9 protein-coding genes and 2 pseudogenes are annotated in these 16,370 nt (G+C 61.5%); 6 read left to right on the plus strand and 5 right to left on the minus strand.

Annotation, left to right across the window (positions count from 1 at the left end; genetic code table 11):
• Window positions 1–43 precede the first annotated feature (43 nt).
• Together Q2941_RS01595 and Q2941_RS01600 are read left to right on the plus strand one after the other, a co-directional pair.
• A complete protein-coding gene (locus Q2941_RS01595; protein WP_254112961.1) occupies window positions 44–247 on the plus strand; it encodes a DUF1289 domain-containing protein in 204 nt (67 codons plus the stop codon).
• A 22-nt stretch (window positions 248–269) separates the two neighbouring features.
• Window positions 270–782: a TIGR02281 family clan AA aspartic protease gene (locus Q2941_RS01600; protein WP_283042172.1), complete on the plus strand. Its 513-nt coding sequence runs from the start codon at window positions 270–272 to the stop codon at window positions 780–782.
• A gap of 114 nt (window positions 783–896) precedes the next feature.
• Here the strand turns inward: Q2941_RS01600 and dusA are convergent, their stop codons facing one another.
• Window positions 897–1,907, minus strand: coding sequence for a tRNA dihydrouridine(20/20a) synthase DusA (gene dusA / locus Q2941_RS01605; protein ID WP_458191377.1), 1,011 nt, complete (start codon window positions 1,905–1,907; stop codon window positions 897–899).
• 134 nt (window positions 1,908–2,041) lie between these two features.
• Here dusA and Q2941_RS01610 point away from each other — a divergent pair, with 134 nt between their 5' ends.
• From Q2941_RS01610 to ligD, 3 genes are all read left to right on the plus strand, one after another.
• Window positions 2,042–3,196, plus strand: coding sequence for a tyrosine-type recombinase/integrase (locus Q2941_RS01610; RefSeq protein WP_458191378.1), 1,155 nt, complete (start codon window positions 2,042–2,044; stop codon window positions 3,194–3,196).
• 866 nt (window positions 3,197–4,062) lie between these two features.
• Complete coding sequence (locus Q2941_RS01615; RefSeq protein ID WP_458191379.1) at window positions 4,063–6,543, plus strand: response regulator; 2,481 nt, start codon at window positions 4,063–4,065, stop codon at window positions 6,541–6,543.
• Between the two features lie 1,113 nt (window positions 6,544–7,656).
• A complete protein-coding gene (gene ligD / locus Q2941_RS01620) occupies window positions 7,657–8,592 on the plus strand; it encodes a non-homologous end-joining DNA ligase (RefSeq protein ID WP_458191380.1) in 936 nt (311 codons plus the stop codon).
• Between the two features lie 41 nt (window positions 8,593–8,633).
• Here the strand turns inward: ligD and Q2941_RS01625 are convergent.
• Window positions 8,634–8,768 (minus strand): annotated as a pseudogene (locus tag Q2941_RS01625) (DNA starvation/stationary phase protection protein); the annotation flags it as partial.
• A 563-nt stretch (window positions 8,769–9,331) separates the two neighbouring features.
• Here Q2941_RS01625 and Q2941_RS01630 point away from each other — a divergent pair.
• Window positions 9,332–10,549 (plus strand): DUF1236 domain-containing protein, encoded by a 1,218-nt coding sequence (locus Q2941_RS01630; RefSeq protein WP_458191381.1) that lies wholly within the window; start codon window positions 9,332–9,334, stop codon window positions 10,547–10,549.
• 856 nt (window positions 10,550–11,405) lie between these two features.
• Here Q2941_RS01630 and Q2941_RS01635 read toward each other — a convergent pair.
• From Q2941_RS01635 to Q2941_RS01645, 3 genes and pseudogenes are all read right to left on the minus strand, one after another.
• Window positions 11,406–11,916, minus strand: a pseudogene (locus Q2941_RS01635) (metallophosphoesterase family protein).
• 609 nt (window positions 11,917–12,525) lie between these two features.
• Complete coding sequence (clpB, locus tag Q2941_RS01640) at window positions 12,526–15,165, minus strand: ATP-dependent chaperone ClpB (protein ID WP_458191382.1); 2,640 nt, start codon at window positions 15,163–15,165, stop codon at window positions 12,526–12,528.
• Window positions 15,166–15,645: 480 nt separating this feature from the next.
• Window positions 15,646–16,299 (minus strand): hypothetical protein, encoded by a 654-nt coding sequence (locus Q2941_RS01645; RefSeq protein ID WP_458191383.1) that lies wholly within the window; start codon window positions 16,297–16,299, stop codon window positions 15,646–15,648.
• Window positions 16,300–16,370: the final 71 nt, after the last annotated feature.

Here is a 16,370-nt window from a genome sequence, read left to right on the forward strand (position 1 = left end):
GAGATGCTTGCAGAACTGCCCAGCGATCCTTCACTATGCGGGAATGAGCAAAGATACGCCGTGCGTCGCCGTCTGCATGATCGACCCCAAGACCAAGCTGTGCTTCGGCTGCGGCCGCACGCTGCCGGAAATTGCGCGCTGGCACGCCATGGAGCGAGCCGAACGGCTCGCCCTCATGGCGCAGCTTCCGGCGCGCATGGCGGATGCAGGACTTTCGCCGATCAGTTCGGCATCGAAATCCGCCTGACGCTGACGAACGGAGGCGCGCGATGAGCCGCCTCTTCCTGGTGCTGTTACTGTTGACCGCGACCGCGGGCGCTGTGGTCGCTTACAGGGACCCCGAGCAGGTCGCTCGCGCCAGCGACACTGTCTCCGATCTCATGCGCCACCGCACCAGCCTGAAGACGCGCGCCGTGGAGGTCCAGCGCGGCCGCGGCGGTGAATTCGCGCTGCAGGCACGGATCAACGGCGTGCCCGCGCCCATGGTGGTCGACACCGGCGCGACCTCCGTCGTGCTCACCTATGAGACGGCCAAGGCAGCGGGCCTGCCGCTGGAGCTGCTCGACTATGACGTCGACGTCGAGACAGCCGGCGGCCGCACCAAGGCGGCGCGCCTGACGCTGGACCGGCTCGCGATCGGCAAGCTCGTCGAGCGCTCGGTGCCGGCGCTGGTGGTGCCGCACGGCACGATGAAGACCAACCTGCTCGGCATGACCTTCCTCGACCGCCTCGAGCGCTGGGAAGTCCGCGCCGACCGCCTGATGCTGCACGGCTACCCCTAGACACGAGCGACATGGCCGGCGCCCCGAAAGATCGCCGGTGTGGCTTTCAATCCGCCGAACAACGAAGAGCGGATCGCCGATCCGGCTCTTCGCTTTCAACATCCAGAGGTGTCGCTATTCCGCGGCTTCCGCCACCGCGCGATCGCTAACGCGCGCGATCGCATCGCGAAGAACATCGAGCCCGGCGCCTGGCCTTGTGCCACGCTCGGCAAGATGGCGGCGGAAGGCACGCGCGCCGGGCACGGCATGGAACGCGCCGACGAAATGCCTGGTGATGGCGTGCAGCCGCGTGCCGCGCGCAAGCTGCTCGGCAATGTAGGGCGTCATGGCTTCAAACGCGGCCTGCATCGTCGCATGCGGTGCGGCTTCACCGAAGAACTCCGGATCGACCGCGAGCAGCCGCCACGGATCGTGATAGGCCGCGCGCCCAAGCATCACGCCATCAACGTGGGCGAGATGGGCATTCGCCTCCTCGATACCGGAGATCCCTCCGTTGATGATGATGGGCACGTCGGGCATCGCCCGCTTGAGCCGATAGACACGATCGTAATCGAGCGGCGGGATGTCGCGGTTCTCTTTCGGCGACAGGCCGTTCAGCCAGGCTTTTCGGGCATGCACGATCAGCGCGTCAGAGCCCGCCGCGACCACCGCGCGCGCCAGGGCATCGAGCGCGACTTCCGGATCCTGATCGTCGATGCCGATACGGCACTTCACCGTCACGGGCACGCGCACGGCGCGTTTCATCGCATCCACGCACGAGGCCACCAGCGCGGGCTCGGCCATCAGGCACGCACCGAAGCGGCCGTCCTGTACCCGGTCGGACGGGCAGCCGACATTGAGGTTGATCTCGTCATAGCCGAAATCGGCGCCGATCTGTGCCGCGAGCGCAAGCTCGCGCGGATCCGATCCGCCAAGCTGGAGCGCCACCGGATGCTCGCTAGCGTCGAAGCCAAGCAACCGCGCCCGGTCGCCATGAATGACCGCGCCGGTCGTCACCATCTCCGTATAAAGCAGCGCACGCCGGGTCAGATGACGATGGAACACCCGGCAATGCCGGTCGGTCCAGTCCATCATCGGAGCGACGGAGAAAGGAAAATCGTAAGGTTTCGTAGTTTTTTCGGTCATTTCAGTTACTTAACAAAAGTTTTGAACTTTCTATTGCAGCTCATTTTTATGCCATTTTCCCCCATTTTGATACCTCTGGTACGGCCGCGCAGTACCGAAGACGCCCATGCAGTACCGAAAAGGGAGCTCTCGAGATGGGAACAGTCATCCCACGCAAACGAAGCGATGGCTCTACAGGATATCAAGCCCAACTCCTTATCAAGCGAGCTGGCAAGATCGTACATCGGGAAAATCGGACCTTTGACCGGCGGCAGGCTGCCTCTGCCTGGCTCGAAAAACGGGAGAAGGAACTTGCCAAGCCCGGCGCGCTCGAACGTCTCGAAGCGCCGGACCTTACGCTAACTGCTGTTATCGACCGCTACACAGATGAATCAATAAGGAAGATTGGACGCACGAAGGCGCAAGTTCTGCGAGCGATCAAGAACTACGACATAGCGAACAAGAGATGCTCCGAAATCACAAGTACCGACGTCGTGGCGTTTGCCAATGAACTGATAGTCAATGTCGCTCCGTCAACGGTCGGCAACTATCTTTCACATTTGGGCGCTGTCTTTGCCGTGGCAAAGCCGGCATGGGCATATCCACTCGATCAAACCGCAATGAAGGATGCCTTTGTAGTCGCGAAGCGTCTTGGTATTGCGAGCAAGAGTCGTGAGCGTGATCGGCGTCCAACGCTCGAAGAGCTCGACAAGATCCTCGAATATTTCGGCGAGCGGCTGAAGCGCCGACCGTCCTCCATTCCGATGCAGAAGATCATTGGCGTTGCAATGTTTTCAACGCGCCGCCTAGAGGAGATTACGCGGATCTCCTGGAAGAATCTTGATGCGGAAGGAAGCCGTGTTTTGGTCCGAGATATGAAGAACCCCGGTGAAAAGTTCGGGAATGACGTATGGTGCGATCTTCCGCCCGAAGCGCTTCAGATCATTCTCTCAATGCCGAAGAGGCGCGAAGAAATCTTTCCGTATTGCGGTGACACCATCGGAAGTAATTTCACGCGCGCGTGCCAATTCCTGGAAATTATTGACTTGCATCTGCATGATCTTCGTCACGATGGTATTTCGAGGCTATTCGAAATCGGCCGGAATATTCCGCAGGTAGCTGCGGTGTCGGGTCATCGTTCTTGGTCAAGTCTCAAGCGCTACACACACTTGCGTCAAACCGGTGACAAATATGCGGGGTGGAAGTGGTTCTCAGTGCTGACAAGCTCAACCAATACTGTCCGCGCTTCACCGAAGCACGTCTCTACTGAGGATTTGGCAACCAGGTGGTTGGATCCGACGGCGGGGTGACGGCCGGGCGATTGCGGGCCTACCAGTGTTTGGTAGACCAAGTTGGAGCGGGTGAAGCGCTCCGACGTAGATATTTCTGACGACTTTTCTTTGTAAATCCAATTACTTACAGCGGTTGGCCAATTATCTTGTGGGCGCTTTGTTGGACGTTTTATTGGACACTTCTTCGCGGCTCAAACTTGTCTCGGTGCCGCTCGAAAGTCGCTTCTGACCCTACGGAAGCCCGTGAAGTATTGGCGGTAGCGCCTGTATTAGCAAAACAGCACTTCCGCCCAACGCGCTGGCTCCCACGACGAGCAACGACAGTCCGCCCCTCTCCGGCGCATCGGTACTTTCGACCTTGCGGTTGTAGCCGCTTGTGTCTTTTCCCTTGGCAGGTTCTCACGTTCCATACGAAAGCCTGGTCGAACTTCGCGCCGCCTACATGCCGGATGTCGCTCGGGCAGTCTCAGGCATCCCCCGAGCTAATCCCGGAGGAAGGGTCACCCCCCGGTTCTGACATCGCCTAATCCGCTTTCGACACTTCTGCAGCGGTTCGCTTGCGCTCGCCTCTCTCGACCATGCCTGCCGGAATCTCGTCCCGGCGTTTCCGCAACGCTCACCACCACGGCTTTTGACCGCAGCAGCTTGCGGTGGCTTGAGATCAGCACCTGATTGCCGAACCCGAAGGGCCCTCCTTCATCCCTCGTACAGTTGCGCATCGCCGGTACTCATGGCGATGCTCCTGACACACGACCCGGAGCGGAATTAAGGGGCACCAAGCCAGCCCACCTGCACGAAGATGCTTTTTGATGCTGATTGCTTGGGCTAATCTATCGTAGTTCAGGACAATGTTGGCCTGTTCCCCAGCGCCCGCGAGAGGCTCAGTGGGCAAGGACCTTCACCCAGGACCATCAGCTTGGCCCGCGGGCGGCGGGGAGATGGGCGCGCGCGTTCGCGCGTTCGATTGGGAGAAGACTCCGCTTGGGCCGATTTCCAGTTGGCCCCAGAGCCTCAAGACCACCATTGACCTCATGATGGCATCGCAACTTGCGATGAATCTGATCTGGGGTCCCGAGCGCATCCTAATCTACAATGAGATCCATCGGGCGTTCATGGGGACGAAGCATCCTCGTGCCTTCGGCCGACCCGGGCGCGAAGTCTGGGGCGAGGTATGGGAGGCGGCCGAAGCAGCGATCCACCGCCGTGTTTTCGCGGGCGAGACCGTTACGCTGGAAGACCGTCCCTGGACGCTCCTGCGCAACGGCGGTCCTGAGGAAGCGTTTTTCACGTCGTATTTTACGCCCATCCACGATGAGACGGGCGCGGTCGTCGCCAATCTTGCCATTGCTTTCGAGACCACCAACGCCGTAAGGGAAAAGGCGGAGCGGGACCGGGCCGAACGGGCCTTGCGCAAGAACGAAGCCAGACTGCGCGAGGTACTCGAAGGAATCGGCGAAGCCTTTTATACGCTTGATCAGAATCAACGTTTTCTTTTCGCAAGCCGCAAGGCACTCGAGATCTGGGACAAGAAGCCCGACGATTTGATAGGCCTCCCGTTTCTCTCAGCGTTCCCGAACGCTGTCGGCACGCCGGACTATGAGGCGCACCGGCGCGCATTTGAGGCAGGCACGGCCCAGCATTTTGAGAGCCTCTCGCCTTTGATTGGGCATTGGTTCGAGGTCGACATCTATCCAACCTCGACCGGCGTTTCTGTTGCGTTCCGAGACATCCACCGGCGGAAACACGCAGAAGCGTTGCTGCGGGCCAGCGAAGCGCGGCTAAAGGCGGCAGTCGAACTAGTCGGCTTATCGTCTTATTCTGGCGATCCTAGGACCGGCGCTCTCGACTGGGATGCACGCCTTAAGGCAATGTGGGGATTGCCCGCCGACACCATCGTCGACGCACCGATGGCTGTCGCGGCCATACACCCTGACGACCAGGCTCGGGTCGCAGCGGCGTGGGAAGCCTCACTCGACCCCGCCAGCGATGGCGTTTTCGTGGCCGAGTACCGTGTGCTGGGAATCGAGGACGGCGTGGAACGCTGGATCGCCACCCGCGGTCAGACCAACTTCGAGAATGACGTGCCGGTTTCGGTTTTCGGAGTCGCCCTGGAGATCACTGATCGCAAACGTATTGAAAGAAGGCTCGAGCGCCGCGTTGAAGAGCGGACGCGCGAACTGGAGGAGACCAACCAGCAGCTACGTGCTCAAATGGAGCAACGGGAAATCGCCCAGGCCGAGTCCCAGCAACTGCAACGCCTCGACGAGATAGGGCAGATTACGTCAGGCGTCGCGCACGACTTCAACAATCTTCTGAGCATCGTGCTCACTAACGCGCGTATGTTGTCGCGCAATCTGCGGGATGATCCCGGTGATCAGGAAGGTATCGAACTGGTTCTCGGAGCGGCGGAACGGGGCGCGAATCTCACCTCGCAACTGCTCGCGTTCTCGCGCCAACAGCGGCTTGAGCCTCAAGTGGTCGATCTCAACAGCACCATCGTGAATATGGGTGGCCTACTCAATGCCTCGCTTTGTGGAGCGATCCAACTCCGCACGAACCTCGCCATGGACCTTTGCCCAGCCTTGGTAGATCCAATTCAAATTCAGTCGGTGATCCTCAATCTGGTTATTAACGCCCGAGACGCCATGCCGTCAGGGGGTACTCTGACCGTCGAAACTTTCAATACCATCATCGGTAAAGAGCTCTCCGGCCCGGCAGCTCCTGCTCCGGGAAAGTACGTGGGACTGGCCATCCGAGATACAGGCATGGGTATCCCCGACGATGTGCTCCCCCGCGTCTTCGAGCCTTTCTTCACTACGAAAGGACCAGGAAAAGGATCGGGTCTCGGACTCGCCCAAGTTCTTGGTTTCGCCAAGCAGTCGGGTGGAGGCATCGCGCTTAAGACGCACGTCGGCGAAGGCACCTCGGTGACGGTGTTCTTACCTTGTGCCGAAGTGGTCCCACGAGTGCGCGAAAGAGAATCTGGTGCCGAGCAAATTTCAACAGTGGAGCTAAAGCCGTGTATTCTAGTCGTTGATGATGATCGGGCAGTTCTCAGGTCAACCGTTAGAGTACTTGAGGCCCTCGGATACGCGGCGGTGCCCGCTGCCAGCGGACAAGAAGCCCTTGAGCTGATTGCAAACGGTCTGAAGATAGAGCTTGTTCTTGCGGATTTCGCCATGCCGGAAATGACGGGAGTCGAGCTCGCGAAAGCGATCTGCGCGACCGATCCCAACTTGCCCGTGATCCTCGTCACCGGTTATGGAGATCGCGAGACTTTAGAGGAGTTTCGAGAAGCGCAAATACTTCGGAAGCCTTATGATGAAGACGGACTGATGAAGGCGATTCTAACGGCCCTAACCTAGGGTGATCTGCGTAGTTCGACTCCCGCCTGTGGCACCTAGCTGATCTGCCCGGGCGGTCTGACGAGGTCTGCTGTTGGCCCAGGTTCGCGGTAGGGATGCCCATTGCTGAACACCCACCGGGTCGCGGGAGGCGGTCGCCCGCCTCCCGCTCCCACAGAACGTAGCGTGCGGATTTACCGCACTACGCTCTTCGGCAGTTGGTTCACAGCACTGCTAGTGCCTGCAAGGGCCAGCTTCAGCCCCAGGGATGAACCGGACCGCTCTCGACCGGCTCGGGCGGCGCGCCTGCGGCAACTCCACAGGGAGGCGCGCCGCCGGGTATGCAGCCTGCGCCTGGCGGCGGGTCCAAGTCCATTGTCGATCCCTCGCCTCCCGGACGGTAAAGCCGGCCATGGGATGCGAAGCCCGGGTCATCGTCAGCGCCTCCCCCCAAAGCAATTGGCGGGTTCGGCGCCAATCATCATTTGCGGCAGTCACTTGTATTTCTGAATATTCCGGCGATGCGCAGCCGGAAGCGTATATTGGCGGGGTAGACAAGCTCTTTGACGCCGGCGGCAAACTGCGAATGAAGCAACACGCAAGTTCCTGCAAGGCTTCATGCGGTCCTTCGCGGGGTGGATCGAATTCAACATCAAGACCTGAGCTGCGGGCCCACGGCGAGAAGAAGCACAGATCCTGCGGCGCGAACCCGCTTATTGACGGCTGTCAAGGCGCCACGCGTGCGCGCAGCAATTTTGTATTTGGTGCCGAGGAAAGTTGACGCGCACACGGACGGAGTCGCGGAACGGAGGACGAAATGCCGACGCAAGACGAGGTTGAGGCGGCAGCGCGGGGCGCCGTGCCGCTTGGCTTATTTTCAGCTTCCGGCAAAATGAGCGCATTTGCAGCGCTGATATATGGCCGGACGTTGACGTCGCGGAGCACGACCAGAGCACGCAAAAGAGGTCCTGCAAGCGGCGGGAAAACGTTTACCCACGAAGCAAGGTTCGCGCTCGAAGCCGCCGAATACGTGAGAACAAACGCTCGTTGATTAGGAGATTCGATCCGACAGCACCGACAAGATGGTCGCTGCCGGAAAACGGACTACAGCCAACAGGCTTCAGATTGCGAAGATTGCACCAAGGCGAGCAGATCGTTGCGAGAGAATCGCTGCGTTCGAGACCCGGCACACGTAGCCGCACCAAGCTGGCGATAAATGATGGCGTCCGCTTCACGCACCCAGATCGCGTCTATTGGGTGGACGTGGGCATTACCAAGCGGGATCTAGCCGATTACTATCGATCTGTGTGGGATTGGATGGCGCCACATCTGGCGGGCCGGCCGCTCGCGCTGGTGCGCTGCCCTGATGGCACCAAGGGCGAGTGCTTCTTTCAGAAGCACCTGTCGGCCGGCCTCGCCGAACAGACTCTGCGGATCGTCACCGACAGCAAGGGACGTCAGGTCATTGCAGTCGACCATCTATCTGGTTTGCTGACATTGGTGCAGGCCGGCGTGCTCGAAGTGCATGTGCGCGGTTCGACGATCAATCGACTCGACCTGTGCGATCGCATCGTCTTTGATCTTGACCCAGGGGATGGGCTTTCCTGGAGCGCTGTCGTGGCGGCGGCGCGCGACATGCGCGAGCGACTAAACACGCTAAAGCTTGAGAGCTTCGTCAAACTGTCCGGCGGCAAGGGTCTGCATGTGGTCGTGCCGATCGTACGCACCGAATGGGACAGGGTGAAAGCTTTCGTACAGGCCTTCGCACGGAAGATGGCCATTGACCACCCAGAGCGCTACGTCGCGAAGGTGGCGAAATCAATCCGAAGGGAAAGGATCTTTGTTGATTATCTGCGTAATTCGCTGGAGCAGACCTCGATCGCCGCCTATTCGACGCGGGCGCGGCCGGGCGCACCTGTGTCCACGCCGATTGCGTGGGAGGAGCTGGGACGCACCAATGGTGGCGATCAGTACACCGTGCGCAACCTAATGAAGCGGCTCGGCCGCCTGAAGCGGGATCCTTGGAGCGACATCAGCCGCGTGCAGCAGACATTGCCAGACTCGCGCTGACGGAGGAGAGCCGGCGGCCTTCTCACTTCCGATAGGTTCAGCGATTTACTAGCCTCTCGCTGCGTCATGGCAAAGAGTTGTTCACCTTGCTCATCAAGTAAGAGGTGATAGTCGCGGAAGCGTGGACCAGACACGTGCCAATGGAAGTTCTTCGTCTTGATGTACAAGGCAAATACGCGGACGCCGTCTTCTAGGCCATGTAAACACAAACCTGGCAGTGTTAGCCAAGCAATGGCCGCGTCGCCATAATCGACGCGCTGATGCCATGGCAGCGGAATGACGCGAGCGGCCATCAAGAGCACGGTTCATTCCAGACCGACGAAACCTCTGGCTGGTCGGTGATCATCGTCTGAGGGCGGTTCAATCTCGCGAATGACGTCGATGAAGGCCCGCTTAGTCCGAAGCGATATCGGGAACGCACCGAGATGGCGAGACGAGTCGATCGAAGACCCAGAAGGATCAGAACTGCTGGCAGCTTTGGTTGGCCGTCGCTTGCTGGTCAGCTTGCCGCGCGCCGGCCAGCAGGCCGGTCGAGAAGGCCGCGCCGAATGCGATCGCGATCTCACGGCAGACGCTGGCGCCACTGGACGCAAAGGAGTGTCAGGCACTGATCGCGCTTTTGACCAAGCTGCGCTGGACCGCCTCGCCGCCGGTTGACCGTCGTCATGGTGGAACCAAACGCGGCAACCTAGTTTGCCCAATCCGAGACGGGCGGGGGGAACCAACAGGAGGTTCTCCCATGAGGATTAATTGGCTTTACACGACGGCGATGGCGTTGGTGATTGGCGCCGGTGCCGCCATTGCGCAATCGCCGGAAGGTTCGCAGAAGCGCGAGGAGAGCCCCCGCGCCCAATCACCGGCGTCTCAGTCTAGGGAAATGGACCGTCCAGCCGCCCAGTCGAAGGAGATGGATCGCGGCGGCGCGGCCGATCGCATCAAGGAGCGCGCGCAGTCCGAGCCGAAGGGCGGCGCCAAGGACATGCAGCGCGGTGAGGCCCCGTCGCCGGCCGAGCGCAGCAAGCAGGCGCAGGAGCCGCAAGGCCGCGAATCCAAGGAGCCAACCCGGCAGAGCCAGGATCAGCCCGGCCGGGGCGAGCGCGCGCCCTCGAGCACGGCCCAGCAGAAAGACCTGCAGCAGGGCCGCGATGCCAAGCCGGCTGCCGACCAGAAGCAACAGGCCGAGGAAAAGCTGCGGGGCCGCGAGGGTCAGCCCAAGCAGGACGCCACCAGGCCGGCCGATACCAAGCAACAGCAGACCCAGCAGCAGATCGATCGCGATCGCAAGGAGCAGCGCGATCAGGCCGCCCAGCCCTCCAACTCCTCGCCGCAGCAGAGCGCGCGGCCGGCCGACAACACACAGAGCCAGAAGACCGGCCGGGCGCCGGATCAATCGAACCGCCAGACTTCCTCGACCGCGGTCAACGACGATCAGCGCAGGCAAGTCGTCGATCAGCTGCGGCGCGACAGGACGGCCACCAGCCAGAATCTCAATGTCCAGGTCAATGTCGGCACGCGGTTGCCGCGGGGCGTGCAGGCGCGCCGGTTGCCGCCCCATATCGTGCGGATCATGCCGCAATACCGGGACTATGAGTACACGGTGATCGACAACCGCGTTGCCATTATCGATCCGCGGCGGCGCGAGGTCGTCGATATTCTCGACGACGGACCGGGTTACAGCAGGGCGGCCGCTTACGGCCGCGACCGTGTCGTCATCAGCGACGACACACGCAGGCGGTTCAGGGAATTGGTGCGGAGCTCTTCGACGACGGTCGGCTCCACCTCGCCTTCGGCCGGCGGAGGCGGAACCTCAGCGTCGAACTGTCTGTCGCTGCAGCCGGTGCCGGAAGAGCTGGCGCGCAACCATCCGGAGCTCGCCAACTACCGCTATCTCGCCATCGGCGACGAGGCGGTGCTGGTTGACCCGCAGCAGCAGAAGATCGTCCAGGTGATCGACTGAGGCTGGCTGTTCTCCCTCTCCCCGTTCTTCACGGGGAGAGGGTCGGGCGGAGGGGCTGCACGTTTCCGCGGCATCCTGGTTTGCAGACACCCTGCTGGTTAACCTCGCCGACGTACGAAAACGGTCGTGGCTGATCCCTCTTGAGCTTGCGCCGGCCCCAGTGCGGATCCTTTCGCGTCGGATTGAACTCGCGGACGTGGTTGCGGTTCAATGCCGCATGACGCCGATGCGCGCCAGCGCTCTCCGCCACCAGGATAAGCGCTTCCATGGCGGCTTGCCATTCCGGCAGGGTATGTTCCGCCTCGGGAAGCTCGGCGATGTACTCGGCGGCATCTCTGAGGGTGATGAACGCCCGCCAAAGACAACGAGCTTGAAGCGAACCTAGATCTGCCAGGTGCTGATTGCAATTACCCCGGCCCAGCTCAGTGCCGACAGAAAATCACGGGCAACCCAAAGCGCGGAAATCGCTACAAGCGTGGTGAGTGACGCTCGCGTGGCCGTCCGTGTTCGCGAATCCATAGGGAGAGCATCTTTCCTTAAAGGAAGACGCGCATTTTTGTCGTTGCTCGACAAGAACCCCGAATGGCCTCGCATCTCAGTTAGACTCACGTGAAGATCTTTCATCCGGCACCATCACCTTGAGATACCCGTCCCTGTCCTTGGACCCAGGGTGCCTCGGCTCGTCTCGCTCGTAGATCGCTGCATCAGAGTGGGGGGCGAACGCTGCGAGGTGCGCGGCGGAAATATTCAGTCAGCGACGGGCACGAGCTTGCCCGCCGAATGCCTCTGCTCCACCTCCGCCGAAGTGAGCTGGTGTTCGACAGGCTCCCAAAATGTTGGTCGCGCGTTTGTGCGATCAGTTGGCGCAACTAGGCTCGTGAATGATGGGCTGAAGCCCGCTTGCGGTCAGTTCCAGAGCCGCCAATGTGACGGGCAGCTTGAAACGCCGTGGCGCGGCGCTTCCGGGATTCAGGTAGAGGACCCTGTGAATAGTTTCGATCCGCGGTCGATGCGAGTGGCCTGAAATGACCACGTCAAATCCGCGCCTTGCCGGGTCGAGTTGCAGTTCCTGAAGATTGTGCAAGACGAAGAAGCTTCGCCGCCCAGCCGTACGATCTGGGTATCCGGATAATTTTTTGCCCACTCGCCGGTATCGATGTTTCCTCTGATCGCAGTGACGGGTGCAATCCGACGCAGTCCCTCGAGAACGTCCACACGACCAACATCACCGGCGTGGATGATATGCGCCACTCCGGCCAGCCATCGCTCAGCTTCGGGCCGCAGCAGGCTATGGTGTCTGAGATGATGCCAATCCTCAACACTACGCAGTATTCCTCAAGGACCGAACGGCGGGGCGTGAGCCGCATCCCGACAGACTGAACGGGCGCCTTATGGGGAACGCAACATCCAATTGTTGCAATCGTTCAATTAGCCAATTCCCCCGGGGCGTCGCATGCTGCGATTTCGTTGCGGCGTTCTGGGCAGAACGTGGTCATAACCGCAATGGTCCGGCCTCAAAAACGTAGTTCTGTGATAGCCGGGGTGCTCGAGACGATTGTCGACTTGGCGGCTGGCGGCAATCGCTTATCGTCGCATAGGCGGCCACCATACGCGGGTGATAGTTCCTCCCGATCTGCCGAACCACATTGCTCGTGCGAAGTGCAAAAGTTCACTGACGGTTCAGCTGGCTTGTGAACATAACAGGGCAGCCATGCCGAGCGGTCCCTAGAGGGAGGGATGCTGTTCCGGCAGGCTAGGGACCCGGGCACCCTCCCCGGGTTCCGCCTCGGGCTTATTTGGAACGATAGCCGAACGACTGGCGTCGACTTCCAGAGCTATCTGCCATTGCTCGGCGTAGGTGTGCTGGCCACCCTGCGCCTGCACTCGCTTCTATCCTTGGGATACTTCAGCTTGATCGCCCGCGCAGATGGCTGGCCGACTGTGGGGCGTCGTCGATCAGCACGACGTCATTCCCCTTAATGCAGCTTGCGCTTGGCCTGCGGCGCCTCGAACTGGGCTACCTCGGCGGTCTGCGGCGCCTTGCCGTTGAAGGTCAGGACATTGCCCTCGGCCGAGATCACGACGTGATCGCCGTCCTTGATTTCACCGGCGAGGATCATCTCGGCCAGCGGGTCCTGCAGGTTGCGCTGGATCACCCGCTTCAGGGGCCTCGCGCCATAGGCAGGATCCCAGCCCTTGGCCGCCAGCCAGTCGCGCGCCGCGGCATCGAGCGTCAGCGTGATCTTGCGATCTTCCAGCAGCTTCTGCAGGCGCGCGAACTGGATCTCGACGATCCGGCCCATCTCGCTCTTCTGCAACCTGTGGAACAGGATGATCTCATCGACGCGGTTGAGGAATTCGGGCCGGAAATGCGCCCGCACCATCCCCATCACCTGATCGCGCACTTCGGACGTATCCTCGCCTTCCGGCTGGTTTACCAGGAATTCCGAACCGAGGTTCGAGGTCATGATGATCAGCGTGTTGCGGAAGTCGACGGTGCGGCCCTGGCCATCGGTCAGGCGGCCGTCGTCGAGCACCTGCAGCAGCACGTTGAAGACATCGGGATGCGCCTTCTCGATCTCGTCGAACAGCACGACCTGGTAAGGCCGGCGCCGCACCGCTTCGGTGAGCGCACCGCCCTCGTCATAGCCGACATAGCCCGGAGGCGCGCCGATCAGCCGCGAGACCGAGTGCTTCTCCATGTATTCGGACATGTCGAGGCGGACCATCGCAGTCTCGTCGTTGAACAGATATTCCGCGAGCGCCTTGGTCAGCTCGGTCTTGCCGACGCCGGTGGGGCCTAAGAACATGAACGAGCCGGTCGGCCGGTTCGGGTCCTGCAAGCCCGCGCGCGAGCGGCGCACGGCGGTTGCGACCGCATGCACGGCCTCGCTCTGGCCGACGACGCGCTTGCCGAGCGCCTCCTCCATCTTGAGGAGCTTTTCCTTCTCGCCCTCCAGCATCTTGTCGACGGGCACACCGGTCCAGCGCGAGACCACCTGCGCGATGTGGTTGGCGGTGACCGCCTCTTCCATCATCTCGCCTGAGCCCTCGCGCGCCTCGATATCGGCGAGCTTCTTCTCCAGCTCCGGGATCCGGCCATAGGCCAGCTCGCCGGCGCGCTGGAATTCGCCGCGCCGCTGCGCATTGGCAAGCTCGACGCGCAGGGCATCGAGCTCGGCCTTGAGCTTCTGGGCGTTGGAGAGCTTGTTCTTCTCCGCGCTCCAGCGCGCCGTCAGCGCCGCCGATTTCTCCTCGAGATCGGCGAGCTCCTTCTCCAGCGCCTGGAGGCGGCTCTTGGAGCCGAGATCGCTTTCCTTCTTCAGCGCCTCCTGCTCGATCTTGAGCCGGATGATCTCGCGATCCAGCGAATCCAGTTCCTCGGGCTTGGAATCGACCTGCATCTTCAGCCGCGCGGCGGCCTCGTCCATGAGGTCGATCGCCTTGTCCGGCAGGAAGCGATCGGTGATGTAGCGGTTGGACAGCGTCGTCGCCGCCACCAGCGCGGAATCGGTGATCCGCACGCCGTGGTGCTGCTCGTACTTGTCCTTCAGCCCGCGCAGGATCGAGATGGTGTCCTCGACCGAGGGCTCGCTGACGAAGATCGGCTGGAACCGCCGCGCCAGCGCCGCGTCCTTCTCGACGTGCTTCTGGTACTCGTCGAGCGTGGTGGCGCCGATGCAGTGCAGCTCGCCGCGGGCGAGCGCCGGCTTGAGCAGGTTCGACGCATCCATCGCGCCGTCGGCCTTGCCGGCGCCGATCAGCGTGTGCATCTCGTCGATGAACAGAATGAAGGTGCCTTCGGTCGCGGTCACCTCCTGGAGCACGGCCTTCAGCCGCTCCTCGAACTCGCCGCGGTATTTTGCGCCGGCAATCAGCGCGCCGAGGTCGAGCGAGAGCAGCTTCTTGTCCTTGAGGCTTTCCGGCACGTCGCCATTGACGATGCGCTGCGCCAGCCCCTCGACGATGGCGGTCTTGCCGACGCCGGGCTCGCCGATCAGCACGGGATTGTTCTTGGTACGACGGGACAGCACCTGGATGGTGCGGCGGATCTCCTCGTCGCGGCCGATGACCGGATCGAGCTTGCCGTCGCGCGCGGCCTGCGTGAGATCGCGGGCGTATTTCTTCAGGGCGTCATAGGCGTTCTCGGCGGTCGCACTGTCGGCCGTGCGGCCCTTGCGCAGCGCCTCGATCGCCGTGTTGAGGTTTTGCGGGGTAACGCCGCCCTTGCTCAGAATGGCACCGGCCTCGCTGCCCTTCTCGAGCGTCAGGCCGAGTAGCAACCGCTCGACCGTGACAAAGCTGTCGCCGGCCTTATCGGCAGCCTTTTCCGCCGCGTCGAACGCGCGCGCCAGTTCGGGCGCAAGATAGATCTGCCCGGCACCGCTTCCCGAAACCTTCGGCAGCTTCTTCAGTGCGTCCTCGGTCGCTTTCAGGATCGCCCGGGAGTTGCCGCCAGCGCGGTCGATCAGACCGCCGGCCAGCCCCTCGGCATCATCCAGCAGCACTTTGAGGAGATGCAGCGGTGAAAACTGCTGGTGCCCCTCTCGCATGGCCAGCGATTGCGCGGACTGGATGAATCCGCGCGCGCGCTCGGTGTATTTCTCGATATTCATCGGTTTGCTTCCCTCAGCCTGCCGCTCAGCCCCAAAGGCACTCCCGTGGCATCATCGTTGGGTTTCCGCCCGGCCGCGTTGATATCAGTCAACTAGCCGGTGGTCGTCGCCCTCATTTCAGGCGCGGCTCAAGAAGCCCGCGAGACGATCTCCACGCCTGCCATATAGCCGGGCGCCCCCCGCGGCGCTGCCGCTCTCCGACGGCACTCGCAACCTAGTCTCCAATGGCAGTCTCGGGAAAGCGGGACCAGTCTGCCCGGAGGCGCTCGGCAGTTCGGCCGTCTAAAACGGCGAAACGAGAGTGTGGGGACGGAATTCGAATACGGGATATCTCGCCGGTGGCGGCCTTTTCTCGCGTCTTCCGGTTACCATGCTCACCCTTTCAAGCGGCTTGCCCCGGATCGCTGGACGGGGCGCCTGCACGCGTGTTCAAATCCCAATGCGGTTGCGGCGGCCCTTGATGACCGGTGCCGATGTAATTCAAACCACGCCGATGTTGGCAAACCAATTCGGGTACGACAGCGAATTTGCCTCCAGGAGCGGGCACGGAATCTTCGCCCTGGAGCCAGAAAAGAACGTCTCAAGGCTTGCCAGCAGATGGCGGTCGACCCTTTCCGGCAGACCGAACGCTTCGAATCCAATCGTCCACCAATGGCCTCCCACCACCACCAGTTCCGTTAACTCCACGTTGCATCCCTCGTCGGGCCTTGCCTCCTTCAAGACCTCTTTCGGTGCGGCGTCAGCTTTGAGCTCATACTTGAGCAGCCAGCGCTTTTTCTCGACGTCGATCCAGCGCGATCCCTCCCGCATGGTCTGCCGAAGATCCTCCGCCACGGGCAACTCGACGGACCATTTCACCCAGGCATCCGCCTTTCCCAGAATGCCCGGGCGAGGCTCGACGGTTCTAGGTGCTGACCGAAGTGCCTTGATTTCGAAATTGAGATGACCTTTCCCAGGCGCTTCGCGCAGCTTCACGCCGACACCTGAGGACCCGAAGAAGACTAGGTAGGAGTCGGTCCGTAGCTTTTCCAGCCGCTCCAGTAGCCGTCCTTCTCCGGCGTCGAACCACTCCGGAACCCATTCTGGCGCGGGACCCACGAAGAACCACCGCATCTCAGCGCTGTACAGCATCATCGGGCGTCATGTCATCGACGGGGGAACATGTCGCCTGGCGCAGTGACCGTTCAGACTTCCAGACACCGGAA

The sequence above is a fragment of the Bradyrhizobium sp. UFLA05-153 genome, from assembly GCF_054185185.1.